The following is a 24,335-nucleotide window of genomic DNA, read 5'->3' as shown; positions in this document are numbered from 1 at the left end:
GGGACGCTCAGCGCCTCCAATGCCACATTGGGCGCACGGCACGCAGCACCTAGGAAGGGGCCGGGCCGGTGCTGCCCCGTTCGGTCAAGCGGGGCGACAGCAACCGGACCTCGGCCTGGCCTCCGTCGTCGAGACGGCGCATCGCCATCTCGACGGCGAGGCTGCCGAGTTCGGCGGCGGGGATGGCGATCGACGTGAGCTGGACGGACTGCGCCTCGGCCATGTCCTCCGGGCAGACGGCCAGTACCGAGATGTCCTGGGGGACCTGCTTGCCGCGACGGTTCAGTTCGGACAGCAACGGGCCGAGGATGGCCTCGTTGTGCACGACCAGCCCGGTGACGCCGGGGTGTTTGGCGAACACGTCGTCGAGGCAGTCACGCAGCGCGTCGTAGGAAGGCGCGCAGGGGAACGAGCCGGCGCGCACCTTGCGTTTCGTGGCCGTCTGGCGGAAGCCGCGCAGGAAACGTCCCGCGTAGCTCGTGCCGCGTTTGTAGACCGCGGGGGAGGGGCCGATCAGCGCGACCTCGCGATGGCCGAGGTCCGCCAGATGCGTGACGCTTGCGGCGCCGGCGGCGGTGAAGTCGAGATCGACGCAGGTCAGATCGCCGGGGTCGGAGGGAACCCCGATCAACACCACCGGCCGGTGCAAGGATCTCAGCACCGGGAGGCGGGGCTCGGAGGTCTCGACGTCCATCACGATCAGCGCGTCCGCGATGGCGGACGCGGCGATCCGGCGCAGACCGTCCGGGCCTTCGTTCTTGGTCAGCAGGAGGACGTCGTGGTCGTAGGTGCGTGCCTCGGTGACGGTGGCCGCGACGAACTGCATGACCACCGGGACGTTCAGGTCCGTCCGCAGCGGGACGACGAGCGCGAGCACGTTGGTGCGGCTGCTGGCCAGCGCGCGGGCGCCCGCGTTCGGGTGGTAACCGAGTTCGCTGATGCTGTGCTGGACGCGGCGGCGGGTGTCCTCCGAGATCGAACGCCGTCCGGACAGCACGTAGGACACGGTGCTCGGGGAAACCCCGGCCGCCCGGGCGACGTCTGCGATGGTGACCATCAGCCGATGATAGAGGGAGTCGAATCGATTCGACGGGTTCAGCCCTTGCTCAGCTCGATCAACCGCGGCAAGGCGTCAGTCGGCAGCTCGACACCCCGGTAGGCCATGAGTTTGGTGAACTGGCGCATCGGCATCGAAGCGACCATGCGCATCCAGTCCACGCTGCTCTCAACCCGGTTGCTCTGTCCGGCGAGCAGCTCGCCGAGCTTCGGACCCACGATCGGGTGACCGAACCACTCCTCGACCGTCGAGTCGATGGACAGGACCGGGATGATGACGTCGCCGGCCAGCGTGATGGGCGCTTCGGCGACGATGTGCGCGGCGCTCCGGCCGATCTGGACGGTGTAGTCGCCGGGCGAGACCACCCATCGGCTCAGTTCGATGTCGTACCAGGCGAAAGCGCGGCGATCGAGGGCCAGCTCGACCCGCCGGGTCTCGCCTGGTTCGAGCGAGATCTTGGCGAACGCGCGGAGCTCCCGTGCCGGGCTGCGGACGGGAGCCGCGCCGGTGGCGACGTAGACCTGGACGACGTGTTTACCGGCGCGGGTTCCGGTGTTGGTGACGTTCACCGCGACGGTGGCGGAGTCGTCGCCCGTCGCCGTGACCGTCAGTTCGCCGGTTTCGAAGGTCGTGTAGGACAAGCCGTGGCCGAAGGGGTACCGGACAGCGACCTCGGCGGTTTCGTAGTAGCGATAACCGACCATGACCCCTTCGCCGTACCGGACGTGGCCCGACTCGCCGGGGAAGTTGAGATAGCTGGGGTTGTCCTGCAAACGCAACGGGATGCTCTCGGCGAGATGCCCCGACGGGTTGGTGACGCCGAACAGGAGGTCGGCGAGCGCGCTGCCGCCTGCCTGGCCGAGCAGCCAGCCGTCGAGAATGGCGTCGACGTCGTCGTGCCAGCCCTCCAGTGACACCACGCCGCCGTGGGAGAGGACGACCACGGTGCGCCTGCTCGCCGCCGCGACCGCCTTGATGAGCTCGACCTGTGCCGCGGGAAGGTCGATGGTGTCCCGGTCGAAGCCCTCGGATTCGTCCCTTTCGCCCAGTCCGGCGAAGACCACCGCGACGTCCGCCTCACGGGCGATCTCGACGGCGTTGCCGGCAAGGTCGCTCGCGTAAGTCACGGATTCGCCGAGTGCCCGGATCGCGTCGAGCGCGGTGTCGACCCGGGTGGGATTGACGTGGGAGCTCCCGCCGCCCTGGAAGCGGGGGTTCGCGGCGAACTCGCCGACGACCGCCACCGCGGTTTGCGTGGCCAGGGGGAGCGTGTCCCGGTCGTTCTTCAGCAGGACGGCGCAGTCGGCGGCGACCTCTTTCGCCACCCGGTGCTGCTCGTCGGGGTCCACGTCGCCGCTCGGCGGCAACGCCCGGCCGGTGAGGGCGAGAACGCGGCGGACACTCCGGTCGACGACGGCCTCGTCCAGTTCTCCGCTCCGGACCGCCGCCACGATCTCGGCGTCGCCGCTGCCGCCGGTGCCCGGCATCTCGAGGTCCAGCCCGGCCGCGAGCGCGGCGACCCGGTCGTTCACCGCGCCCCAGTCCGAGACGGCGGCGCCGTCGAAACCCCATTCGTCACGCAGGACGTCGGTGAGCAGACGGCGGTTCTGGGCGGCGTAGACGCCGTTGACCCGGTTGTACGAGCACATCACCGTCGCGGGACGCGCTTCGGTCACGACGCGTTCGAACGCCGGGAAGTAGATCTCGCGCAGGGTCCGCTCGTCGACCTCCACGCTGACCCGCATCCGGTCGGTCTCCTGGTTGTTGGCCGCGAAATGCTTCACCGACGCACCCGCGCCTTCGGACTGCATGGCCCGCACGTAGGCGCTGGCGAGCACCCCGCTCAGCAACGGGTCTTCGGAGTAGTACTCGAAGTTGCGGCCGCACAACGGGGACCGCTTGATGTTCACGCCCGGGCCGAGTACCACCGAGACCCCGGCCGCGCGGGCTTCCCTGCCGATGGCCGCGCCGATCCGCGCGGCGACCTCGGGATCCCAGCTGGAACCCACCGCGACCGACGGCGGGAAACACGTGGCGGACACGCTGTCGTGCACGCCGAGATTGTCGGCCTCGCTGTCCTGCCGTCGCAGGCCGTGTGGGCCGTCGGAGAGCAGGATCGACGGGATCCCCGCGGCCTCGATCGCCTCGGTGTGCCAGAAGTCGCGGCCGGACAGCAGTGACGCCTTCTGTTCGAGCGTGAGGCCGGTGGGTTCGATCTGGGAGGTCAACGGGATTCCTTCCGGCTGGGAACTGTCCACTGTGTTCGAGAGTGCCAGACGGATACGCCGTCGGCACGGGACGGCCGGGCGAGCATTGTCTCGTCGTGTCCTGTCCGCTAACATCGCCTTAACGCGACTGTCGAATCGTTTCGACAATCGAATCTCTCGCTCGATCGCCCCACGATCACCACCGCACGAAACCCGCCGAATATCGCCGCCCCGTTTCGTCGAAGCGCTTCGATTACCTCGCGATGGAGTCTTCATGAGCAGAGCAGCTCTCCTTGTCCGCCCGCGCCGGATGGGTATGGTCGCCACGACGATCGCCCTGGTGCTGGGCCTCGCCTCACCCGCGGTCGCGGACGAGCTGAACGCTCTTCCGTTCCGCGATCCGGGCCTTCCGCTGGCCACGCGGGTGGACGATCTGGTGGGGCGGCTGACCCTCGCGGAGAAGGTGTCGTTGCTGCACCAGTTCCAGCCGGCGATCCCGCGGCTGGGCATCCCCGAATTCAAAACAGGAACCGAAGCGCTCCACGGTCTCGGCTGGACGACGGAGCGCACGAACGGCGCCGTCGTGACCGCGAACGCCACGGTCTTCCCCCAGGCGATCGGGCTCGCTTCGACCTGGGATCCGGCGTTGATCAAACAGGTCGGCTCGGTCGTCGGTGACGAGGCACGGGGTTACCACTCGCAGGATCCCGGATTCTGGGGGCTTCAGCTGTGGGCGCCGGTGGTGAACCTGCTGCGTGATCCGCGATGGGGACGCAACGAGGAGGGGTACTCCGAAGATCCGCTGCTGACCGGGGCCATCTCGACGGCGTACGGCAAGGGGATGGCCGGCGACCATCCGGAGTATCTCAAAACCGCTCCGGTACTGAAGCACTACCTGGCCAACAACAACGAGATCCGCCGCGACACCACGTCGTCCAACCTGCGCCCGCGAGTGCTGCGCGAATACGACGAGCAGGCGTTCAAACCGGCCATCGCGGCCGACGCGGCGACCGGCGTGATGGGGTCGTACAACCTCGTCAACGGAAGGCCCGCGACGGTCAACCCCGATCTCGACGACGTCGTGCGGACCTGGACCGGCAAGACGCTCTACAACGTCAGCGACGCGTCCGCCCCGTACAACCTGACAGGCTCCGAGAAGTACTACGGGACCAACGAGGAAGGCTTCGCGGCCACGCTCAAAGCGGGTCTCGACGGCTTCACCGTCGACAATCAAAATCCCGGCCCCACCATCAAGATCATCACGTCCGCGCTCGCCAAGGGATCGCTCGCCGAGGCCGACATCGACAAGGCGGTGAAGCACGTCCTGAGCGTGCGCTTCCGGCTCGGCGACTTCGATCCGGACGGCGGCCCGTACGCCAAGATCGGCAAGGACGTGGTCAACAGTCCGGCGCACCGGCAGCTCGCCCGCAAGTCGGCGGGCGAGGCCATGGTGCTGCTGAAGAACGACCGCGGCGCCCTCCCGCTGGACCCGAAGCGCGGGGTCGCGGTCATCGGGCCGCTGGAGAAGACCCTGTACACCGACTGGTACTCCGGCGGACTGCCGTACAAGGTGACCCCGCTGGACGGGATCCGCGCGCGGCTCGGCGGCGGGGCACAGGTCACCGACACCGAGGCCGTCGACAGGATCGCCTTGCGTGACGCCACCACCGGCAAGTACCTCAGCGGTGGCGCGGGCGATGCTGGCGCGGTGCTCAAGACCGGTGCCACCAGCATCGGGGCCACGGAACAGTTCGACGCCTTCGAGTGGGGCGACGGCGTGCTGACCTTGCGCAGTGTCGCGAACGGGAAGTACGTCGAGCGCCAGAATCTCGCCGATGCCACCAGTCCGTTCCTCAACCAGGCACCGCAGCCGCGGGACTGGTTCGTCCACCAGCAGTTCGAACTGGAGGACGCGGGTGACGGGACGGTCGTGATCAGGTACGCGGGTTACGAGCTCCCGAACGACTGGGACGGGCCGAACAGCTACCTCACCGTCGCCGCCGACGGCACGCTGATCTTGGGCTCGCCGAACGCGGCGGGAGCGACCAAGTTCCGCAAGGAGCAGCTCACCTCGGGCATCGAAAGCGCGGTGAAGGCGGCGCGATCGGCCGAAACGGCGGTCGTGGTCGTGGGCAGCATGCCGTTCATCAACGGCAGGGAAGACCACGACCGCACCTCGACGGCGCTGGCGGCGAGCCAGAGCGAGCTGATCAAGGCCGTGCGCGCGGCGAATCCGAACACCGTCGTGGTGGTGGAGAACAGCTATCCGACGACCTTGAACTGGGAGCAGGAGAACATCCCGGCGATCGTGTGGACCTCACACGCCGGTCAGGAGACCGGCAACGCGCTCGCCGACGTGCTGTACGGCGACGTGAACCCGGCGGGCCGCCTCACCCAGACCTGGTACCGCTCGGACGCCGAACTCCCGGACATCCTCGACTATGACATCATGAAACGCGGCAGCACCTACCAGTACTTCACCGGTGATCCGCTCTACGCCTTCGGACACGGCCTGTCCTACACGAACTTCCGCTACAGCGACCTGCGCCTCGGCAAGCCGGGTCCACAAGGGACGTTCGAAGCGACGGTGAAGGTGACCAACACCGGGAAACGTGCCGGCGACGAGGTGGTGCAGCTGTACACCCATCAGCTCGTCTCCCGCGACAAACAGCCGAATCAGCGGCTTCGTGACTTCGAGCGGGTGCGCCTGGAGCCGGGGCAGACAAAGACGGTGCGCCTGTCGGTGCCCGACCTCCGGCATTGGGACGTCACCCGGGGCAAATGGGTGCTGGAATCGTCCGTCCACGACGTGATGGTCGGCGCGTCCGCGTCCGACATCCGGCTGCGCTCGGTACTCCCCGTGCGTGGGGAGCAGATCCCGCCGCGCGACCTGACCCGGGACACCAGGGCGATCGACTTCGACGACTACTCGGGTGTCGAACTGGTCGACGAAAGCAAGGTCCGCGGCGACGCGGTCGGTGTCGGCGCGGGAGACTGGCTGCGCTTCAGCGACGTGGACTTCCGTTCCGGGGCAAGGACATTCACCGCCAAAACGGCTCGCGCCGAAGCAGGAAAGTCCACTGTGGAAATCCGGCTCGGCGGCCCGCGCGGCCGACTGGCCGGAACCGCTCGGATCGCCAGTACCGGCGACAAGTACACCTACTCGACGACCACCACGACATTGTCCGGACTGAGTGGACGGCACGACGTCTACCTCGTCTTCACCTCCGATTCGAGAATCAGCACGTTTTCTCTGCGGTAGCGGTCCATTTGGTGAAAAGACACGGAAGGAACCCGGCTATGCGTAGGCAAACACGATCCTTGATGGGCAGTGTCGTCCTGGCGTTGGTCGCCACACTGGTGCTGGGAGGGACGGCGCAGGCCGCCACCTGGAGCTCTTCGGACAAGTGGGGGACCTGGTCGAACGGCGGCTACACCGTCCGCAACAACGTCTGGGGCGGAGGCGCCGGCCCGCAGTCGATCTGGGCGAACTCCTCCAGCAACTTCGGCGTTTGGGCGAACCACCCGAACACCGGTGGGGTGAAGTCGTATCCGCATTCGGCGAAGAACGTCGGCCGCCAGTTGAGCGGACTGCGGAGCCTTTCCAGCAGCTTCAACGTGTCCAGGCCGGGTGGCGGCGCCTACGCGACGGCGTACGACATCTGGGCGAACAACAACGCCTACGAGATCATGCTGTGGATGAACAAGCAGGGCGCGGTGGGCGCGATCGGCTCGAAGGAGACCACGGTCTCCGTCGGCGGCCACACCTGGGACGTCTACCGGGGGAGCAACGGTGCCAACGCGGTGTTCTCGTTCCTGCGCACCTCCAACACGAACGCGGGTTCGGTCGACGTGCTCGCCGTGCTGAACTGGATCAAGAACCGGGGCTGGTACGGCGACGTGACGGTCGGTGAAGTGCAGTTCGGCTTCGAGATCACGTCGGCCGGCGGCGGGATGAACTTCTCGTCGAACAGTTACTCCGTTTCGTCGTCCTGATCGGCCAGCGAGTGGGCCGCCCGCCACCCTGATGAACGGGCTCGCCACCGTGGATCCAGGGTGAAGGCGCCCTGACTAGTGTCCCGAGTCGGAAGTTCGGGTGGTGATTCGACGTGGTGCCGAAGGCTGCATTTCGCTGACTTCAAGGTAGCCAGGATGCCTTCATGGTGAGGTTCCGGACCGGCCACGGGAGCCGGCCCCGTCTTGAGTGTCCATAAGGGACACTTTCGGGCGGCGATATGTCCGGCTTGTGGATAAATGTGCGGTTTTCGGTGGGGTCGTGAGTGGTAAGTGTCGTTAGAACGACACTTACCACTCACGACCCCCGCGCAATGTACCCAAAATGGACACTATTGCCTGCCCGGCGTCCCTTGTGGACGGTCAAGAGCCCATGACCCCTGGACTAGGCGCGAAACGGCCGGATATCGATACGGATTTACGGCGCGAACTTCCGATGCAGGACACTAGCCCCCCGCCACCGGCCGGCGTCGATCAGCCGCCTTCGGCCACCAAGGGCTCCAGCGCCAGGTCGGGATTCGCGCGCATCACGAGCCGCAGGGCCAGTTCGTCGGCGAAGAGGGCCAGGTCGGCGCCGTCGAGGCGGGTGAGGACCTCGCTGTTGCGGCCCTTGTCCACGAGGGGGCGCTGGCTGGGGTCGGCGAGGCGCCGGGCCACCTGGTAGGAGAGATGGTCCAGCCGGATCGGTGAGCCGAACTCGGCGGCCATGCGGTGGGCGGCGACCTCGAACTGCATCGGCCCGACCGCGGCGAACACCGGTGCGGCGTCACCGCGCAGGTCCGAGCGCAGTACCTGGACCACGCCCTCCGCGCCGAGCTGCTCGACACCCTTGCGGAACTGCTTGGCGCGGCCGAGATCGGTGGGCCGGGCGACGGCGAAGTGAGCGGGGGCGAAGCTGGGCAGGCCGGGGAACCGCACGGCGGGCTTGCCGGCGTGCAGCGTGTCGCCGACCCGCAGCGCGGTGGCGTTGACCAGTCCGATGACGTCCCCCGGATAGGCAGTGTCCACTGTGGAGCGTTGCTGGCCGAACACCTGCTGCACGTATTTGGTGGCGAAGGGTTTGCCGGTGGTGGCGTTGGTGACGACCATGCCGCGTTCGAACACCCCGGAGCACACGCGGGCGAACGCCACCTGGTCGCGGTGCGCGGGGTCCATTCCGGTCTGGACCTTGAACACGAACGCCGAGAACGGCGCGTCCAAGGCACGGATCCGGCTCTCGGCGTCGGCGCGCGGGGCGGGCCGCGGCGCGAGTTCGACCAGCAGGTCCAGCAAGTGGCGGACGCCGAAGTTGCGGACGGCCGCGCCGAACAGCACCGGGGTCGCGGTGGCGGCGAAGAAACGGGACGCGTCGAACTCGCCGTCGGCGGCACGCAGGAGTTCCGATTCCTCCTGGGCCTGTGTCCAGTCGGCGCCGAGGTCGGCCTCCGCCTCCTGGGCGCCGAGACGCTCGTCCAGTGCGAGGGTCGTCCCGTGCGCGGTGGGCAGGTAGCGGACGAACTCCCCGTTCGAGACGTCGAGGACGCCGCGCAGGTGTCCGGCCGTCCCGACCGGCCAGGTCAGCGGCATGGGTTGCAGGCCGATCCGGTCGGTGAGCTCGTCGCACAACTGCAGGGCTTCCCGGCCCGGCCGGTCCCACTTGTTGATGAAGGTGATCACCGGGATCCCGCGGTAGCGGCAGACGTCGAACAGCTTCAGTGTCTGCGGCTCCAGGCCCTTGGCGGCGTCGAGCAGCATGACGGCGGAGTCGACGGCCGAGAGGACCCGGTAGGTGTCTTCGGAGAAGTCCGCGTGCCCCGGCGTGTCCAGCAGGTTGATCACGGTGTCGCCGTAGACGAACTGCAGCGCGGCGGAGGTGATGGAGATCCCGCGTGCGCGTTCCATCTCCATCCAGTCCGAGGTCACCCCGCGTCGTCCCGCCTTGCCGTGCACGGCGCCGGCCTGCGAGATCACCTGGGCGTGGAGCGCCAGCGCCTCGGTCAGCGTCGACTTGCCGGCGTCGGGGTGGCTGATGACGGCGAACGTCCGGCGACGGCTCGCCTCGGCGATCACCTCGGGCCGTTCGGCCTGGACTGTGTTGCCTGCCGTCACACTCGACTCCTCCGGACTGCGATCATCAGCGTCTGCCGCTGGGTCCAGTTCACCTCACCGGCCTTCCTCGTCCGAAACCGGGGTTGCCCGGCCGCCGTGGCCGCCGACGTGATCACGGCCTCATTCGGCGGGGGAGGTTCGGTCCCGCGGTGATTCGCTCGACTAACGTTCAGTGCTCATCAAGCTTTCAGCGCGCCGTGGCAGTGATCGCGCTAGAGAGGTCAGGTCGTCGGTCTGTGTCGAGTCTCGTGACCCGGTTGTTCACGCGCCCGTCGTGGTTGTCGCCCAAGGTCGCCCGTACCGAAATCCTCGCCGGTCTCGTGGTCGCGCTCGCGTTGATCCCGGAGGCGATCTCCTTCTCGATCATCGCGGGTGTGGACCCGAGCGTCGGGCTGTTCGCGTCGTTCACCATGGCGGTGGTGATCTCGATCGTGGGCGGACGGTCGGCGATGATCTCCGCCGCGACCGGGGCGATCGCGCTCGTGGTCGCGCCACTGGCCCGTGAGCACGGGCTGAGCTACCTGATCGCCACGGTGATCCTGGGTGGCCTGTTCCAGATCGTGCTCGGCTCGCTGGGCGTGGCCAAGCTGATGCGGTTCGTGCCGCGCAGCGTGATGGTCGGGTTCGTCAACGCGCTGGCGATCTTGATCTTCCTGGCGCAGGTGCCGGAGCTGATCGACGTGCCGTGGCCGGTGTACCCGCTGTTCGCCGGTGGGCTCGTGCTCATGGTGCTGTTCCCGAAGCTGACCAAGGTGGTTCCGGCGCCGCTGGTGTCCATCGTGGCCTTGACGGTGCTGACGATCGCCGCCGGTATCGCGGTTCCGACCGTGGGGGACAAGGGCGCGCTGCCGTCGTCGCTGCCGTCGCCCGGCGTTCCGGAGGTGCCGTTCACGTTCGGCACGCTCGCGTTGCTCGCGCCGTACGCGCTGGCGTTCGCGCTGGTGGGGCTGATGGAGTCGTTGATGACCGCGAAGCTGGTCGACGACATCACCGACACGCGTTCCAACAAGACCCGTGAGGCGATCGGACAAGGCGTCGCGAACATCGTGACCGGCTTCTTCGGTGGCATGGGTGGCTGCGCGATGATCGGTCAGACCATGATCAACGTGAAGACCGCCGGTGCCCGGACCCGCTTGTCGACGTTCCTGGCCGGGGCGTTCCTGATGATCCTGTGCATCGTCTTCGGTCCGCTGGTCTCACAGATCCCGATGGCGGCCCTGGTGGCCGTGATGGTGCTGGTCGCGTTCGGCACCTTCGACTGGCACAGTGTCTCCCCGGCCACGCTCAGGCGGATGCCGTGGGGCGAGATCATCGTCATGGTCGTCACCGTGGCCGTCGTGGTGGCCACCGGCAACCTCGCCATCGGCGTGGTGGTCGGCTCGATCACCGCGATGGTGATCTTCGCGCGCCGGGTCGCGCACCTGGTCGAGGTGACCGCCGTGGTCGATCCGGACGGCACCCAGGTCGTGTACGCCGTCACCGGCGAGCTGTTCTTCGCGTCCAGCAACGACCTGGTCTACCAGTTCGACTACGCGAACGACCCGGAGAGGGTCGTCATCGACCTCACGGACGCCCATATCTGGGACGCCTCCACCGTCGCCGCACTCGACGCGATCAGCACCAAATACGAGTCACGGGGCAAGGCCGTCGAGATCGTCGGGCTGAACAAGCACAGTGCCCGCATGCACGCGAAACTCTCCGGCGGTCACTGACATGCCGTCCCGGAGAGACGGGCCGGTCGATCGGCGAGCGGGCCGCCTGAGCGGAGCAGGCTTTCGAGGGTTTCGAGCGGTTCGGGGACGACGGTGTACCAGCTCCAGGTGCCGCGCCGCTCCCGCTCGAGGATGCCGGCGGAGACCAGCACACGCAGGTGATGGCTGAGCGACGGCTGGGGCATGTCGAACTCCTCGGCCAGGTCGCAGAAGCACGCCTCGCCGCCGGGGGAGTACCGCACCAGCGACAGCAGACGGATCCGCACCGGGTCCGACAGCGCCTTGAAGAGCTTCGCCGCCGCCTCGGCGTCGCCGGGGTCGACGACCGCGGCGGGTTCGGCCATCAGCAGGGTCACCGCGACCGGTTTCCGGGTACGGCCGTTCTCGCTCGCCACGGGGCCTCCTTCGCTGCTGACGTCCGCAGAAGCCACCTTACCCACTGAATTGACAAAGCTCGATCCAAGCTCTTCAATTGCATCGGCATACTTCGATTCAGTCAGGGACCGGCGAAAGGAAACGGGTATGACCCGCACGCCCGAGGTGTTGTTCGTCTGCGTGCACAACGCCGGCCGCTCGCAGATGGCCGCCGCGTTGTTGCAGCACTACTCCCTCGGGCGCATCGCCGTCCGGTCCGCGGGTTCCGAGCCCGCGGAGAAGGTGAACCCGGCCGCCGCCGCGGCGCTGGCCGAATGGGGCCTGGACATCACCGCCGAGGTGCCGAGCAAACTGTCCACAGAGGACGTCGAAGCCTCCGATGTGGTGATCACCATGGGTTGCGGCGACACCTGCCCGGTGTTCCCCGGCAAGCGGTATCTCGACTGGCCGCTGGAGGACCCGGCCGGTCAGGGCGTGGAGGCCGTTCGCCCGATCCGCGACGAGATCGACCGACGGGTCCGCGGCCTGGTCGCCGAAATCCTCGACGCCTGACCCTCACCTTCCACACTTTCTGGAGACCAGCCCGTGACTCAAACCGCCGACAAGGCCGGTTCCCCGGCCGATGCCGACGTCCTGCACAAACTGTCCTTTCTGGACCGGTTTCTCCCGGTCTGGATCATCGTCGCGATGGGGGCAGGACTGCTGTTGGGCAGCGTGATCCCCGGTCTGCAGGGTGTGCTGGACGCGGTGAAGATCGGGCAGGTGTCGCTGCCGATCGCGCTCGGGCTGCTGCTGATGATGTACCCGGTGCTGGCGAAGGTCCGCTACGACAAGCTCGACACCGTGACCAAGGACAAGCGCACGATGGTGCTTTCCTTGGTGCTGAACTGGATTCTCGGTCCGGCGCTGATGTTCGCGCTGGCGTGGCTGATGTTGCCCGATCTGCCCGAGTACCGGACCGGGCTGATCATCGTCGGTCTCGCCCGCTGCATCGCGATGGTGATCATCTGGAACGACCTCGCCTGCGGTGACCGCGAGGCGGCGGCGGTGCTGGTCGCGCTGAACTCGGTCTTCCAGGTGATCATGTTCGGCGTGCTCGGCTGGTTCTACCTCGACCTGCTTCCGGGATGGCTCGGTCTCGACACCACCAGCGTCGACTTCTCGCCGTGGGAGATCGCGCTCAGCGTCGTCATCTTCCTCGGTATCCCGCTCGCCGCCGGATACCTTTCCCGCCGCATCGGGGAGCGGAGCAAGGGCCGCGACTGGTACGAGGGCAAGTTCCTGCCGAAGATCGGTCCGATCGCGCTCTACGGCCTGTTGTTCACCATCGTGATCCTGTTCGCCCTGCAAGGTGACAACATCACCTCCCGCCCGTTCGACGTCGCCCGGATCGCGCTGCCGCTGCTGGTGTACTTCGCGATCATGTGGGTCGGCGGCTATCTGCTGGGCAAGGCTTCGGGTCTGTCGTACGAGCGCACCACGACACTGGCGTTCACGGCCGCGGGCAACAACTTCGAGCTCGCGATCGCCGTCGCCATCGGCGTCTTCGGCGTGACGTCGGGGCAGGCGCTCGCCGGGGTGGTCGGGCCGCTGATCGAGGTGCCCGTGCTGGTCGCGCTGGTCTATGTGAGCCTCTGGCTGCGGAAACGCTGGACCGCGGAGTGACCGGAGCCGCGCGGGTAGTGGTCATCGGCGGGGGACAGGCCGGCCTCGCCGCGGGCTGTTATTGAGGGGTAGGGCAAAGGTGGCGTAGCTCCGTCAGCCGACGGGTGCGGGGGTCCTGTGAGGACAGACGGCACCCGTCAGCACGCCGACGCGGTCATCTGGTGCACGGGTTCCGCCCCACTGTCACGATCATCGGTGTCGGCATGACCGCGCGGGCCGCGGTCGCCGGCATCCAGACCTCGCTGGACGCCGACGACGGGTGACCGGGTCAGCGCACGGCGGCCGATGGCGCGGACAGGGTGAGGACTTCCGGCTCCGGTGTCGCGCAGCAGCCACCGGCGGCCGGTGCGTCGTCCGGCTCGTCGAACAGGCCGGCGCCGCCGCAGACGCCGGTCTCGGCCATCCGCAATTCGACTCGCGCGGCCGCCTCGTGGTCTCCGGCCAGCTGGGCGGCGATGCTGCGCACCTGCTCGTAGCCGGTCATCGCCAGGAAGGTCGGCGCGCGGCCGTAGCTCTTCATCCCGGCCAGGTAGAAGTCCTTCTCCGGATGCGCGAGTTCCTTGGCGCCGTGCGGATACACGGTTCCGCACGAGTGGACGTTCGGGTCGATCAGCGGCGCGAGCGCGACCGGTGCCTGCAACGTCGGGTCCAGCTCGAGCCGGATCTCCGACAGCCAGGTCAGGTCGGGCCGGAAACCGGACAGGGTCACGACCTCGTCGACCTGCTCGATCCGCTGTCCGCCAGAGGAGATCAAGGTCAGCCGTCCGCCGGTGTCGCGTTCGACGACGTCGGTGCGGAACCCGGTCACCACCGTGATCTGCCCGGACTCGACCGCCGCCCGCGCCCGCAGGCCGAGCGCGCCCCGCGCCGGGAGCTGGTCGGCGTCGCCGCCGCCGAAGGTGTTGCCGACCGCGCCGCGGCGGAGCACCCAGCTGATCCGCGTGCCGTCGTCCGCCAGGCCGGACAACGCGACCAACGCCGTCAACGCCGAATGCCCGCTGCCCGCGACCACCACATGCTTGCCCGCATACCGTGCCCGCACGGTCTCGTCGCCCAGGTCCGGGACGCGGTAGGCGATCCGGTCCGCCGCCGACCGTTCGCCGACGGCGGGAAGTCCTTCGCCGCCAAGGGGATTCGGCGTCGACCAGGTCCCGGAGGCGTCGACCACCGCCCGGGCGGTGACGCGCTCTTCCGAGCCGTCGGCGGCGCGAACGTGGACCGTGAACGGTTCTTCGTCCCGGCCGCTGTCCACGACCCGGTCGCGTCCTCGGCGTGCCACCCCGATCACCTCGGCGCCGAAACGCACCCGGTCACCGAGCGCCGCGGCGAGCGGGCGCAAATACAGGCCGGCCCACTCCGAACCCGTCGGATACGTCTCGCCGTCGGGCCGGGTCCAGCCGGTCTTCTCCAGCAGCCGCCCGGCCGCGGGGGCGACGAGTTCGGACCACGGTGAGAACAACCGCACGTGGTTCCACTCGGCCACATCCGCTCCGGCCCGCGCGCCACGCTCCAGCACCAGTGGCTCGAAACCCCGCTCCACCAGTTCGGCGGCGGCCGCCAGCCCCACCGGTCCCGCTCCGATCACCACGACAGGCAGCTCGTTCATCCCATGCACCTTTCATCGATCCGGCTCGATTGAACCGATGCAGGGAATGTATCGACCGTCGTCGATTGACGCAACCATCGATTCTGGTCGATACTGGGTCGCATGACGACGGTCGTACCCGTTCCCCTCGCCGGTCTCCTGCCTGAGCCCGAAGCCGCGACCTATGCCGGGTGGTTCGCCTGTCTGGCCGAGCCGACGCGGGTGAAGCTGCTGCACGCCGTCGCGACCTCGCCCCGCGGCCTGACCGTCGGCGCGCTCACCGAAATCCTCGGGACCAGTCAGTCCACCTGCTCCCACCACGTACGGAAACTGGCTGACGTGGGTTTCGTTCACCTGCGGAAAGAGGGCACGGCCACGGTCGTGACGATCAACCAGGCGTGCTGCAGCGGTCTCCCGCACGCGGCCGACGCGGTGATGGGCCTGCTCGCGCCGCGTCCGTGCTGCCCGGACAACGTGCCGGAGGACGTCACCATCCGAGCCCTTCGCGACGACGCTTGGGACGCGGTCCGCCGGATCTACGGTGAAGGCATCGCGACCGGGTTCGCCACCTTCGAAACCGAAGTCCCGACTAGGAAAGCTCTCGACGCGAAATGGCTGACCGGGCATCGGTGGGTCGCCGAGATCGACGGGCAGGTCGCCGGCTGGACGGCGGCCACCCCGGTCTCGGAGCGCGAGTGCTACCAAGGAGTCGCCGAGACATCGGTCTACGTCGCCGAAAACCATCGCGGACGCGGAGTCGGGAAAGCGCTGCTCTTCAAGCAGGTCACTGAGGCTGACGCGGCCGGGTTGTGGACCTTGCAGACCTCGATCTTCACCGACAACCGGGCCGGCATCGCCCTGCACCACAGCGCCGGTTACCGCACTGTCGGCATCCGAGAACGCATCGCCCAGCGCGACGGCGTCTGGCACGACACCGTCTTCCTCGAACGCCGCAGCCCCGTCAACTAGGCGTCGAGGAACCTCAGGGCTTCGTCGACGAACTCCGCGTGGTACTGGAAGATGCCGCCGTGCCCGGCATCGGGGTAGAGGACGAGCCGGCCGTTCGGCAGCCGCCGGGCCAGGTCGGCGGAATTGCGGCTCGGCACCATCCGGTCCTGGTCACCGTTGGCCACCAGGACCGGCTGCCGGATCACCGTCAGATCCGACGGCCGCCGGCGTCCCCAGCGGTGGATCGCCTTGAGCTGGTTGCGGAAAGCCGTGACGGAGATGGGCTTGTCGCGGTCTTCGGTGCGTTCCTTCAGCCGGTTCACGAACTGACGCGCTTTCGCCTTGCCGTCGGCCGTGCGGGTGAAGAACAGGTACTCCTTCGGGTCCTTGAAGGTCAGGGCGGCTTTCAGCGTGTCGAGGAGGGTGATCGGAGTGACTTTGTCGATGCCCGCGCCCCCGGCAGGGCCGGTGCCGGCGAGGATCATTCTGCGGACGAGCCGCGGTTCTTCTTCGGCGATCACCTGGGCGACGAAACCGCCCAGCGAGAAGCCGAGCAGATCGACCTCGTCGTGGCCCGATGCCCGGATGAAGGCGATGGCGTCGCGTGCCATCTCCGCCACCGAGCGCGGTGTTTTACCTTGCGAGGCACCGATTCCGCGGTTGTCGAAGGTGATCACGGGGCGCTTCGCCGCGATGCCGTCGACGACCCGTGGGTCCCAGTTGTCCAGCACCGCGGCCAGGTGATTGAGGAAGATCACCGGAGTGCCGTGCTCCGGGCCGAGCCGGCGGTAGGCGAAGGTCGTTCCGCCGACGTCGATGGTCTTGGTCGGTGCGTTCCGGTAGCCGGCGAGCACGGTCATGACGTCTCCTTCTGGTTCTCTCGGACGGCGATGACGACCTTGCCCTTGGCACGTCCTTTTTGGACGTACGCCAGGGCCTCTTTGGTCGCTTCGAAAGGGAACACCCGGTCGATGACCGGCTTGATCACGGCGGAGTCGACGAGCGAGGTGATTTCGCTCAGCTGAGCGCCGTTCGCCCGCATGAAGAGGAACGAGTAGGCGACTTGGCGGCGGCGGGCGGCTTTCCGGATCCGGTGGCTCAGCACCCGCGTCACCGGCCGCAGGATCCACGGCTTGCCGAGCTCCCGCGCGAAGGCGGGATCCGGAGGGCCGGAGATCGAGATGAGCTTTCCGCCGGGTTTCAGCACGGTCAGGGACTTCTTGAGTGTCTTGTCGTCCAGGCTGTTGAGCACCACGTCGTAATCCCGCAGGACGGACTCGAAGTCCTCCTGCCGGTAATCGACGACGATGTCCGCGCCGAGGCGTTCGACCAGATCGACGTTGGCCGTGCCGGCGGTCGTGGCCACGGTGGCGCCGAGATGTTTCGCCAGCTGGATCGCGAACGTCCCCACGCCGCCGGAGCCCGCGTGGACGAGGACCTTCTGCCCCGGCCGCACGTCGGCGATTTCGACCAGCGCCTGCCAAGCCGTCAAACCGACCAGCGGAATCGAGGCGGCTTGTTCCATCGTCAGCTGCTTCGGTTTGATCGCCAGATCGTTCTCGTGGACGGCGATGAACTCCGCGAAGGTGCCGATCCGGTCCTTGTCCGGACGTGCGTAGACCTCGTCGCCCGCCTGGAACTTCCGCACCAATGCGCCGACCCGGACCACGACTCCCGCCACGTCGTTGCCCAGGATGAACGGCGGACGGTAGGGGAGGATGAGCTTGAACTCGCCGTCCCTGATCTTGAGGTCGAGGGCGTTGACCCCCGCGGCGTGGATGCGGACCAGTACGTCGTGCGGGCCGACGTCGGGCTCCGGCATTTCGGCCGCCCGGACGTTGCCGTCACTGCTTCCGTAGCGGTCGACGATGAATGCCTTCATGGCTTGCCTTTCCCCGTACGGAAAATGTCAGCCGGTCATCCGGTTGAGCTTGCGGACACCCCGGTCGAAGACGCGGGCAGGCGCGACGCGGCGGAGTACGGCGACGCGGGCGGCGGTCGAGCCGGCGAGGTACCGCGACTTCGGCTTCGCGTCGGTGGCCGCCGCGACGATCACCTTGGCGACGGCGGCGGGATCTTCACCGCCGCGCATCGACTCCCGCATCACGTCCTCGAAGACACCCCGTTGGTGCGCGTAGACCTCCAGTGGGGCGTCGGCCTGCACCACGTTGGCGTCGAACGGGGTGTTGACGGGGCCGGGCTGGACGCGCAGCACCCGCACGCCGTGTTCGCGGACTTCGTGGTCCAACGACTCGGAATAGCCCTCGACCGCGTGCTTGGTCGAGACGTACACGGCCATGAACGGGTTGGGCACGAAACCCCCGACGGACGAGACGTTGACGATGCGGCCGCCACTCTGTTCGCGCATCCGCGGCAGGACTGCCCTGGTCATGCGTATGAGGCCGAAGACGTTGACGTCGAAGACCCGCCGCGCCTGGTCGGCGGAGATCTCCTCGGCGGCGCCGTTCGCGCCCACACCGGCGTTGTTGACCAGGACGTCGATACGTCCGAAGCGGGCGATCACCTCCTGGACCACGGAGGCGACCGAATCGTCGCTCGTCACGTCGAGGTCGAGCAACGTGACGCCCTCGACGGCCGTGGCCCGCGAGGTGTCGCGGCTCGTGCCGATCACGCGGAAACCGGCGTCGGAGAGGGCGAGCGTGGCCGCCTTGCCGATACCGGACGATGCGCCGGTCACCAGCGCCACCGGCTTGGTCGTTGTCATGGCCACTCCTTTAGATTATGGTCGTAATACCATAAGCACGGGTTGAGTCCCGACGCAAGAGTTCGGCCTGATTTGGATTATGATCGTACTAACATGGGTGACGGTCGCGGCGAGTGGAGAAGCGCGTGGTGCGGTACGGGAAAGAGCACAAGCTGGAGACGCGGCGCCGGATCGTCGAGACGGCGGGCCGCCGGTTCAAACGCGACGGCATCGACGGCTCCGGGGTGGCCACGCTCATGAAGGACGCCGGGCTGACCAACGGCGCCTTCTACGCGCACTTCGAATCCAAGGAGGACCTGGTCGCCACCGCGGTCTCCGAACAGTTGCGCGAACAGCGCGAGTGGCTCGACTCGATCGCGCCCGGCCGCGCCGGAATCGAGCAGATGGTGCGCGAGTACCTCTCGCCCGAGCATCGCGACAATCCCGAGGGAGGCTGCCCGTCCGCGGCCCTGCTCGACGAGATCACCCGGTGCACCGATCCGACCAAACAGGCCTACACCGACAGCGTGCTCGCGTTCATCGACGACATCGCCGCCCGGCTGGCGCCGCACGATCCGGCGTCGGCGCGCGTCAAGGTCCTCAGCGTCTACGCCTCACTGGTCGGGACTCTTCAGCTCTCCCGCGCGCTGTCCGACCGGAAACTCGCCGACGACATCCTCGAGCAGGGCGTGCGAAACGCCTTGATGGCACTGGACAGTGCGGCGCACTGAGTGCACCGCACTGCCCAGGTTTCAGGTGGAAGTGATCAGTACGGCAGGACGTACGCGTGGCTCATGTCGGAGGCATGCGTGGTCGTCGAGCCGCGCGAGTCGGTGAGCCTGAGCGCCGTCCCCTGGATGCCGGCGGTCTCGCCGCCCAGCCACTCGGCCTTGACGTAGGCGTTGAACCGGGGGACGCAGCCCGGCGCCTTGCTGACCGTGAAGTCCGGCTTGTTGAGCGGCACGTACTTGTGGTGCACCCAGTACGGCACGTCGTGCGTGACCTCGACACTGCTGTCGGTCTTGCAGAGTGTGCCGTCCGACTTCCATTGGTTGATGAAGAGCGTGAACTTCACCAAGGCCGTCTTCTGCTTGTCGCACGGCGTGTTCGGCACGCAGACCTGCAGTTCGACATCGCCGACCACGTTCAGGCCCTGCACGGTCGACGGCAGGTCGAAATAGTCGAGCGCGGGCTGCCGCACCACCGGGGCACCGGAGTTGAGGGGCGCGCCCGCCGCGCTCACGCTGGACTGCACCGGCTGCCCGTCGGTGGCGTTGGTGACCGAGGTGTCGGCGAACGTGATGTACCCGCTGACCAAGCGGTAGGTGGCGTCGTTGGCGTTGAGCGAATTACCCCGCACGTTCGCGGTGCAGGTCACCGTGCCGGCGACGCCGGGGTGGACGAGGAAACGGGTGTAGAGCGTCGCGTCCTGCAACGGGGAGCCGGAGTTCACGTCGTAGACGTTCTGCCCGATCACCATGTTCTTGCTCCAGCCGCCCGGACCCCGGCAGACGACCTCGTTGTCGAAGAGGCTGCGGATGGTGGCGTTGTTGACTCGCATTTTCGAGACCACGTACGCGGTTTGCGTGGCGGTCATGTTCAGCGAGATGGTGCCGACGGGAGTGACGTTCTGGTCGACCCCGCCTCCCGCCGGGAGCCCGGGCGCCAGAATCGTTTGCGGGGTGAAGGTGGCGGAAGTCGCCGCCTGTGCCGGTGTGGCGGCCAGCAGACAGGCGATCAGTGCGAACACCGCCGTCGCGGCCAAGGTGCGGACGTTCAAAGGGGATCTCCTCATCGGTGCTTTCCGTTCTGGATTCGTCACGGCATTCCCACATAAGGACCGGCGCACAAGCTGTAGCCGCGAGTGCAGACGAAGTATTCGAGGCCCTTGGAGGCGTTTTCGGTGGTCATCCAGACATTGACCTTGGTGGCCCCGCCGTCGACGTCGGCGTTGAGGTGAAGGGGCGCCGGTCCGGATTCGTCGCACCAGGTGCTGGAACTCTGCCAGTCGAGCCATCTGGTGCCCGCGATGGCCTCCGCGTACACCCGGCGGCATCCGGAGGCCTTGAACGCTCCGTTGACGCTGACCGAGCGGTTGTACCAGGTGACCGTGCCTTTGTAGTAGCTCGCCCCGACCTCGATCGAGAAGTCGCTGGTGGGATACGCGGCGACGGTGGCGGAGGCGGGCGCAGCCGCGAACACCATTCCGGCGACCGACGCCGCCACCGCCACGACCGCGCCGGCCTTGTGCTTGAGCCTCAACATGACGACCACTCCCAGGTTCTTCGGGTATCGGATGCGAAAGAACGTTGCCGCCGTTGTCCGGCTCCATCACTCAACCCCACGCGGACCTCGGGCCGGAAAGGATTCGAGCCGGTTCAAATCCTGCTACCGTCGAGGTGGTGCTCACGCTACGTGTAGATGCCGACACGGTGTCCAGAACGCGGTTGGCCCCTTCTCCCGCGGCGGAGTCCATGGCGTGGCTGAAACTCACCGCCGCGTCGGGACGGCATCCGGTGTTCGGAGATCCCGGGCCGCTCGCCCGCTCGGCACTCGCCCATCCCGACGTCGCTCTGCTCGCGGATCTGTTGCCACAGGACGGCGACACCTATGCACCCGACCTGCTCACCCCGCAGCCGGGGACCGGCGCGCAGCATCGTGACGTGCTCGACGAGCAGATCGCGCGGATCGAAGCCGTGCCGCAGGAAGACCTCGAAACCCAGATCTTCACCTTCACCCGCACCCACTGGAACAGGCCGTTGCTCGCCACGACCCGCCGGATCGCGGAATCGGGGCGGATGCAGCGACGTCTCGCCAACGGCTTCGCCCGGTTCTGGCGGGACGCCCTCGCCGAGGGCTGGCCCGAACTGCGCTCGATCATCGACCAGGACATCGCCCACCGCGCGACGGCCATCGCCACCCACGGCATCGGCCGGGCGCTCGGAGCGCTCCACCCCGACATCGCCTGGGCGGGCGACGCCGTCACCGTCGCCAAATCGTGGGACGGCGAAATCGACGTCACCGGCCGGGATCTGGTCTTCGCGCCCGGCGTGCTCAACTGGCCCGACGTCATCATCCAGGTCGACACCCCCGGGCAGTTCGTCCTCTACTACCCGGCCCAGGGGATCGGCACTGTCCGGGACCGTCGGTCCGAAACGATCGCGCAAGTGCTCGGCAACGCCCGAGCGGCCCTGCTGGCGGACCTCGAAACCGCCCGATCCACCACGGAACTCGCCGCCCGGCTCGGATACGCGCCCGGCACCGTCTCCTACCATCTCGCCGCGCTGCACCGGGCGCGCCTCGTCACCAAGGCCCGAGACGGGCGCTACGTGTTGTACCAGCGGACCCCCCAGGCGGCGGGTCTGCTGGAAGAAGGCCGCTAGTACGCGGAGCGCACGGCGGTTTCCCGAGCGGGCCGAATACGGTCCAGCTGGATGAGGCTGAAGCCGAACAGCACGACACCGAGCGGAACGTGGACGGCCGTCACGTGCGCCAACCCCAGGAACACCTGGGTCAGCGTGAGCGCGAGGAACACGGCCGCGGGCACGATCGGCTTGGGGGAGCCGCCGCCCGGTCGCCAGACGAGAACCGCGGTGAGCACGTGCAGCACCGCCACGACGAACAGCGTGTAAGACGTGGCGCTGTGCAGTGCGTGGCCGTACGGCACGGTCAGCAGGAGCCCCGCCGTGATCGGGGTGAGGAAGACGGCGAGGGTCTGCACGACGATCGCGACGCGCAACGGTTTCGGCATTGAGGTTCTCCTTCGATGGACGTGTCCCCGGTCGGACGAGAGAGCCGCCGGAAACGTGACACCGAGGGAGCCGCGCGGCCCTTCGATCAGGCGCGGCGGAAGCTGTGCACCACGAACTGGGTCTTCGCGACCTGCTTGCCCGGGCCGAGCACGAATGACGGGCCGTTGCACGAGGAGCCGTTGTACATCCGGATGCTGTACCCGGTGCGGCTGACCGCGGAGTTGTAGTGCTTGTCCGGGTAGCAGTGGGTGTTCTTGTCGAAGTAGCCCGCCGAGCTCTTCGTGCCGGTGTAGTCGGCGCGACCACAGGCACAGATCCGACGTGCAGTTTGGCGCGGCCACAGCGGTCGCGGGCGCGACCATCGTCGTCGCGACGGCGATGCCGGCGGCCAGCAGGGTCATCAGGCGATACTTGCGGGATGGTTTGCTTGAGGTGCAGGCATGGCTGGCGGGCTCGGCCGTGTGGAGAGTGGCGACTGTGTGGATTTTGGTGCGTTGGATGAGCCGAAATCCACACGGTTGTGCTGTGACCGGTCCTGTCAGGGCTTTCTGCTGGCTAGGTTCCTGATCGTCGTTCCGTGAAGGCCTCCTTGAGGGACCCAGAGTCCCTCAAGGAGGCCTTCACGGAACGGGAACGTCCCCACGGGTCTCAGCGGTACCGGTAGTCACACAGGGGCGTCTCGCTCGGGAGGCTCGCCATCTCCAAGTCGGAATCCTGTCGTGAGATGAGGGTGCCGCAGGTCGCGAGTAGGTGCGTGAGCAAGGGGCTGCCAGAACACGCTCCCTTGGCGCAGGGTTGTCCGCTGGGCATGCCGAGGGGCCCGTCGCCGGTGTGGCCCACGGGCTCCTCGGATCAAGCGGTGATGCGGTGGAGGGTGTTGCGGCGGGGTTTTCGGAGTGGATCTCGGTATTGGGGTGGGATGAACTCCGGTAACCCATCGGCGGCCATCCGGACTTGCCAATCACCGTGGTGGATCAGTCGATGGTGGAAGCCGCAGAGCAGCACGAGATTCCGGAGGTCCGTAGGGCCTCCGTCTGCCCAGTGATGAATATGGTGTGCGTGGCAGTTCTTGGGCCGCCGATGACAGCCGGGGAACGCGCAGCCGCCATCCCGGATGTTCAACGCGCGTCGCTGGCCGGGGGTGACGAACCGTCGCAGCCGCCCGACATCGAGGGGTTCACCGGCGGCGCTCATGACGACCGGGAGCATCAGGCAGTCGCAGGCCGCCAGTCGGGCCTCGCGGGCGGTCATGGTCCCGACGAAGTCGAGGCACGCGGTGCCGAGACCGGTTTTGAGTGCGTCGAGTCCGATGGTGACATGCAGCAGAGTGCGGTAGCCGCTGGTACCCGGCTGGTCCGGGCAGGCGATGGCCAGATCCAGGATGTCGACCCAGGCATCACCCATGCGTTCGCACTTCATCCGCAGATCGGCTTGGCCGAATTCGTCCACCGGCCGCGGCGCCGCGTGCGCCTCCAAAGCCGCCGCGGTGCGGGCACCGGTCTCATCGTCGAGCAAGCCGGTGAGTTTCCAGTAACCGTCTTTGCGGCGCTCCAGGGTGATCTCGCGGCGCGGTTCCTTGGGTTCGGGTTCCTTGGGTTCGTTGCCGTCGGGGTCCAGCCAGCCCAGCAGTTTCGCTTCGGCGTCCACCAACTGTCGTGGCCCGGCGTTCGGGGCCAGGTTGGCGAGGATCTTCTCCGCACTGGCCCGATCCTCAGCGGAGGTGTCGGCCGGGAGGTTCTTCAAGATGTCCAGGATCTGGTCGATCCGCTCATCCCCGACCAACCCCTCCGCCGCCACCGCGGCGGTCGCGGGAGCCACAGGCGGAACCTCGGTGCCGTCCAACGCTCGGGTCGGGTTCAATGCGATGGCCCGATTCACCACCGTACGCGCCTCACCGACCGACAATCCCGCTATATCGGCGAACCACTTATCCGTGCGGCCATAGCCGTACAAGTCTTTGACGCCCCGAGACTCGATCTCCGCCAAGAACTGACCTAATCCGGCGGTGGCCATCCTGATCACCTGCAAAGACTGCTGCACGCCCTGGGCAAGCTCCAGCTTGCCAGCGCGCCACAGTTCCTGCGGCAACTCGGGAAGGAAAGTCTCGGACACCCCTCAAGAATACCGCAAAACAATCGAACAAGCGTTCGTAATTTTAAGCAACGTAACTGTTCAGGCTATTTTGATGTTTGTTGGTAGCCAAGGGTTTCCGGTGATGGCGTCGCGGA

Annotated in this window: 21 protein-coding genes; 9 read left to right on the top strand and 12 right to left on the bottom strand. The window is 67.5% G+C overall.

Features of this window, described 5'->3' with window-relative positions:
* Positions 1-49: 49 nt before the first annotated feature.
* Positions 50-1,057 carry a LacI family DNA-binding transcriptional regulator gene (locus DMH03_RS41755; protein ID WP_125797516.1) on the bottom strand — a complete coding sequence of 336 codons (1,008 nt, stop codon included), beginning with the start codon at positions 1,055-1,057 and terminating at the stop codon, positions 50-52.
* 38 nt (positions 1,058-1,095) lie between these two features.
* On the bottom strand, positions 1,096-3,285 hold the full coding sequence (locus tag DMH03_RS41750; protein WP_233611964.1) for a glycoside hydrolase family 3 C-terminal domain-containing protein: 2,190 nt from the start codon (positions 3,283-3,285) through the stop codon (positions 1,096-1,098).
* A gap of 253 nt (positions 3,286-3,538) precedes the next feature.
* On the opposite strand from DMH03_RS41750, the gene DMH03_RS41745 reads away from it, so the two are divergent.
* Both DMH03_RS41745 and DMH03_RS41740 read left to right on the top strand, forming a co-directional pair.
* On the top strand, positions 3,539-6,526 hold the full coding sequence (locus tag DMH03_RS41745) for a glycoside hydrolase family 3 protein (RefSeq protein ID WP_233611961.1): 2,988 nt from the start codon (positions 3,539-3,541) through the stop codon (positions 6,524-6,526).
* Between the two features lie 38 nt (positions 6,527-6,564).
* Positions 6,565-7,260 (top strand): hypothetical protein, encoded by a 696-nt coding sequence (locus DMH03_RS41740; RefSeq protein ID WP_125797514.1) that lies wholly within the window; start codon positions 6,565-6,567, stop codon positions 7,258-7,260.
* A 492-nt stretch (positions 7,261-7,752) separates the two neighbouring features.
* On the opposite strand, the gene DMH03_RS41735 is transcribed toward DMH03_RS41740, so the two are convergent.
* Positions 7,753-9,366: a peptide chain release factor 3 gene (locus DMH03_RS41735; protein ID WP_125797513.1), complete on the bottom strand. Its 1,614-nt coding sequence runs from the start codon at positions 9,364-9,366 to the stop codon at positions 7,753-7,755.
* Between the two features lie 236 nt (positions 9,367-9,602).
* On the opposite strand from DMH03_RS41735, the gene DMH03_RS41730 reads away from it, so the two are divergent.
* Entirely contained in the window at positions 9,603-11,078 is a 1,476-nt protein-coding gene (locus DMH03_RS41730; RefSeq protein WP_125797512.1) for a SulP family inorganic anion transporter, read from the top strand.
* On the opposite strand, the gene DMH03_RS41725 is transcribed toward DMH03_RS41730, so the two are convergent.
* Complete coding sequence (locus DMH03_RS41725; protein ID WP_199749238.1) at positions 11,072-11,473, bottom strand: helix-turn-helix transcriptional regulator; 402 nt, start codon at positions 11,471-11,473, stop codon at positions 11,072-11,074. The genes DMH03_RS41730 and DMH03_RS41725 overlap by 7 nt on opposite strands.
* A gap of 127 nt (positions 11,474-11,600) precedes the next feature.
* Between DMH03_RS41725 and DMH03_RS41720 the strand changes: the two genes are divergently transcribed.
* A complete protein-coding gene (locus DMH03_RS41720; protein WP_125797511.1) occupies positions 11,601-12,005 on the top strand; it encodes an arsenate reductase ArsC in 405 nt (134 codons plus the stop codon).
* Positions 12,006-12,038: 33 nt separating this feature from the next.
* Positions 12,039-13,118, top strand: a complete 1,080-nt coding sequence (gene arsB / locus DMH03_RS41715) for an ACR3 family arsenite efflux transporter (RefSeq protein WP_125797510.1) — start codon at positions 12,039-12,041, stop codon at positions 13,116-13,118.
* Positions 13,119-13,386: 268 nt separating this feature from the next.
* Here arsB and DMH03_RS41710 read toward each other — a convergent pair whose 3' ends face one another.
* Positions 13,387-14,724, bottom strand: a complete 1,338-nt coding sequence (locus DMH03_RS41710) for an FAD-dependent oxidoreductase (RefSeq protein WP_125797509.1) — start codon at positions 14,722-14,724, stop codon at positions 13,387-13,389.
* A 102-nt stretch (positions 14,725-14,826) separates the two neighbouring features.
* On the opposite strand from DMH03_RS41710, the gene DMH03_RS41705 reads away from it, so the two are divergent.
* The gene (locus DMH03_RS41705; protein ID WP_125797508.1) at positions 14,827-15,672 is read left to right on the top strand and encodes a metalloregulator ArsR/SmtB family transcription factor; all 846 of its coding nucleotides are present in this window, start codon (positions 14,827-14,829) and stop codon (positions 15,670-15,672) included.
* On the opposite strand, the gene DMH03_RS41700 is transcribed toward DMH03_RS41705, so the two are convergent.
* The 3 genes from DMH03_RS41700 to DMH03_RS41690 are packed head-to-tail and all read right to left on the bottom strand — an operon-like array spanning position 15,669 to position 18,376.
* A complete protein-coding gene (locus DMH03_RS41700; RefSeq protein ID WP_125797507.1) occupies positions 15,669-16,511 on the bottom strand; it encodes an alpha/beta fold hydrolase in 843 nt (280 codons plus the stop codon). The genes DMH03_RS41705 and DMH03_RS41700 overlap by 4 nt on opposite strands.
* A complete protein-coding gene (locus DMH03_RS41695; RefSeq protein WP_125797506.1) occupies positions 16,508-17,533 on the bottom strand; it encodes an NADP-dependent oxidoreductase in 1,026 nt (341 codons plus the stop codon). The genes DMH03_RS41700 and DMH03_RS41695 overlap by 4 nt, the downstream gene beginning before the upstream one ends.
* A gap of 27 nt (positions 17,534-17,560) precedes the next feature.
* Positions 17,561-18,376, bottom strand: coding sequence for an oxidoreductase (locus DMH03_RS41690; protein ID WP_125797505.1), 816 nt, complete (start codon positions 18,374-18,376; stop codon positions 17,561-17,563).
* 113 nt (positions 18,377-18,489) lie between these two features.
* On the opposite strand from DMH03_RS41690, the gene DMH03_RS41685 reads away from it, so the two are divergent.
* Entirely contained in the window at positions 18,490-19,086 is a 597-nt protein-coding gene (locus DMH03_RS41685) for a TetR/AcrR family transcriptional regulator (RefSeq protein ID WP_233611957.1), read from the top strand.
* Between the two features lie 35 nt (positions 19,087-19,121).
* Here the strand turns inward: DMH03_RS41685 and DMH03_RS41680 are convergent, their stop codons facing one another.
* Positions 19,122-20,135 (bottom strand): hypothetical protein, encoded by a 1,014-nt coding sequence (locus tag DMH03_RS41680; RefSeq protein WP_125797504.1) that lies wholly within the window; start codon positions 20,133-20,135, stop codon positions 19,122-19,124.
* Between the two features lie 38 nt (positions 20,136-20,173).
* Entirely contained in the window at positions 20,174-20,620 is a 447-nt protein-coding gene (locus DMH03_RS41675) for a hypothetical protein (RefSeq protein ID WP_125797503.1), read from the bottom strand.
* A 209-nt stretch (positions 20,621-20,829) separates the two neighbouring features.
* Here DMH03_RS41675 and DMH03_RS41670 point away from each other — a divergent pair, with 209 nt between their 5' ends.
* A complete protein-coding gene (locus DMH03_RS41670) occupies positions 20,830-21,738 on the top strand; it encodes a helix-turn-helix transcriptional regulator (RefSeq protein ID WP_233611956.1) in 909 nt (302 codons plus the stop codon).
* Here the strand turns inward: DMH03_RS41670 and DMH03_RS41665 are convergent.
* Positions 21,735-22,106, bottom strand: a complete 372-nt coding sequence (locus DMH03_RS41665; RefSeq protein WP_125797501.1) for a hypothetical protein — start codon at positions 22,104-22,106, stop codon at positions 21,735-21,737. The genes DMH03_RS41670 and DMH03_RS41665 overlap by 4 nt on opposite strands.
* Positions 22,107-22,121: 15 nt before the next feature.
* On the opposite strand from DMH03_RS41665, the gene DMH03_RS41660 reads away from it, so the two are divergent.
* Entirely contained in the window at positions 22,122-22,334 is a 213-nt protein-coding gene (locus DMH03_RS41660; RefSeq protein ID WP_125797500.1) for a hypothetical protein, read from the top strand.
* A gap of 625 nt (positions 22,335-22,959) precedes the next feature.
* On the opposite strand, the gene DMH03_RS41655 is transcribed toward DMH03_RS41660, so the two are convergent.
* Positions 22,960-24,219: an HNH endonuclease signature motif containing protein gene (locus DMH03_RS41655; RefSeq protein ID WP_125797499.1), complete on the bottom strand. Its 1,260-nt coding sequence runs from the start codon at positions 24,217-24,219 to the stop codon at positions 22,960-22,962.
* Positions 24,220-24,335: the final 116 nt, after the last annotated feature.

The sequence above is a fragment of the Amycolatopsis sp. WAC 01376 genome, from assembly GCF_003947415.1.
Lineage (GTDB): Bacteria > Actinomycetota > Actinomycetes > Mycobacteriales > Pseudonocardiaceae > Amycolatopsis.
The sequence above is the reverse complement of the archived record's forward strand: the minus strand, read 5'-3'. Positions and strand labels throughout refer to the sequence as shown.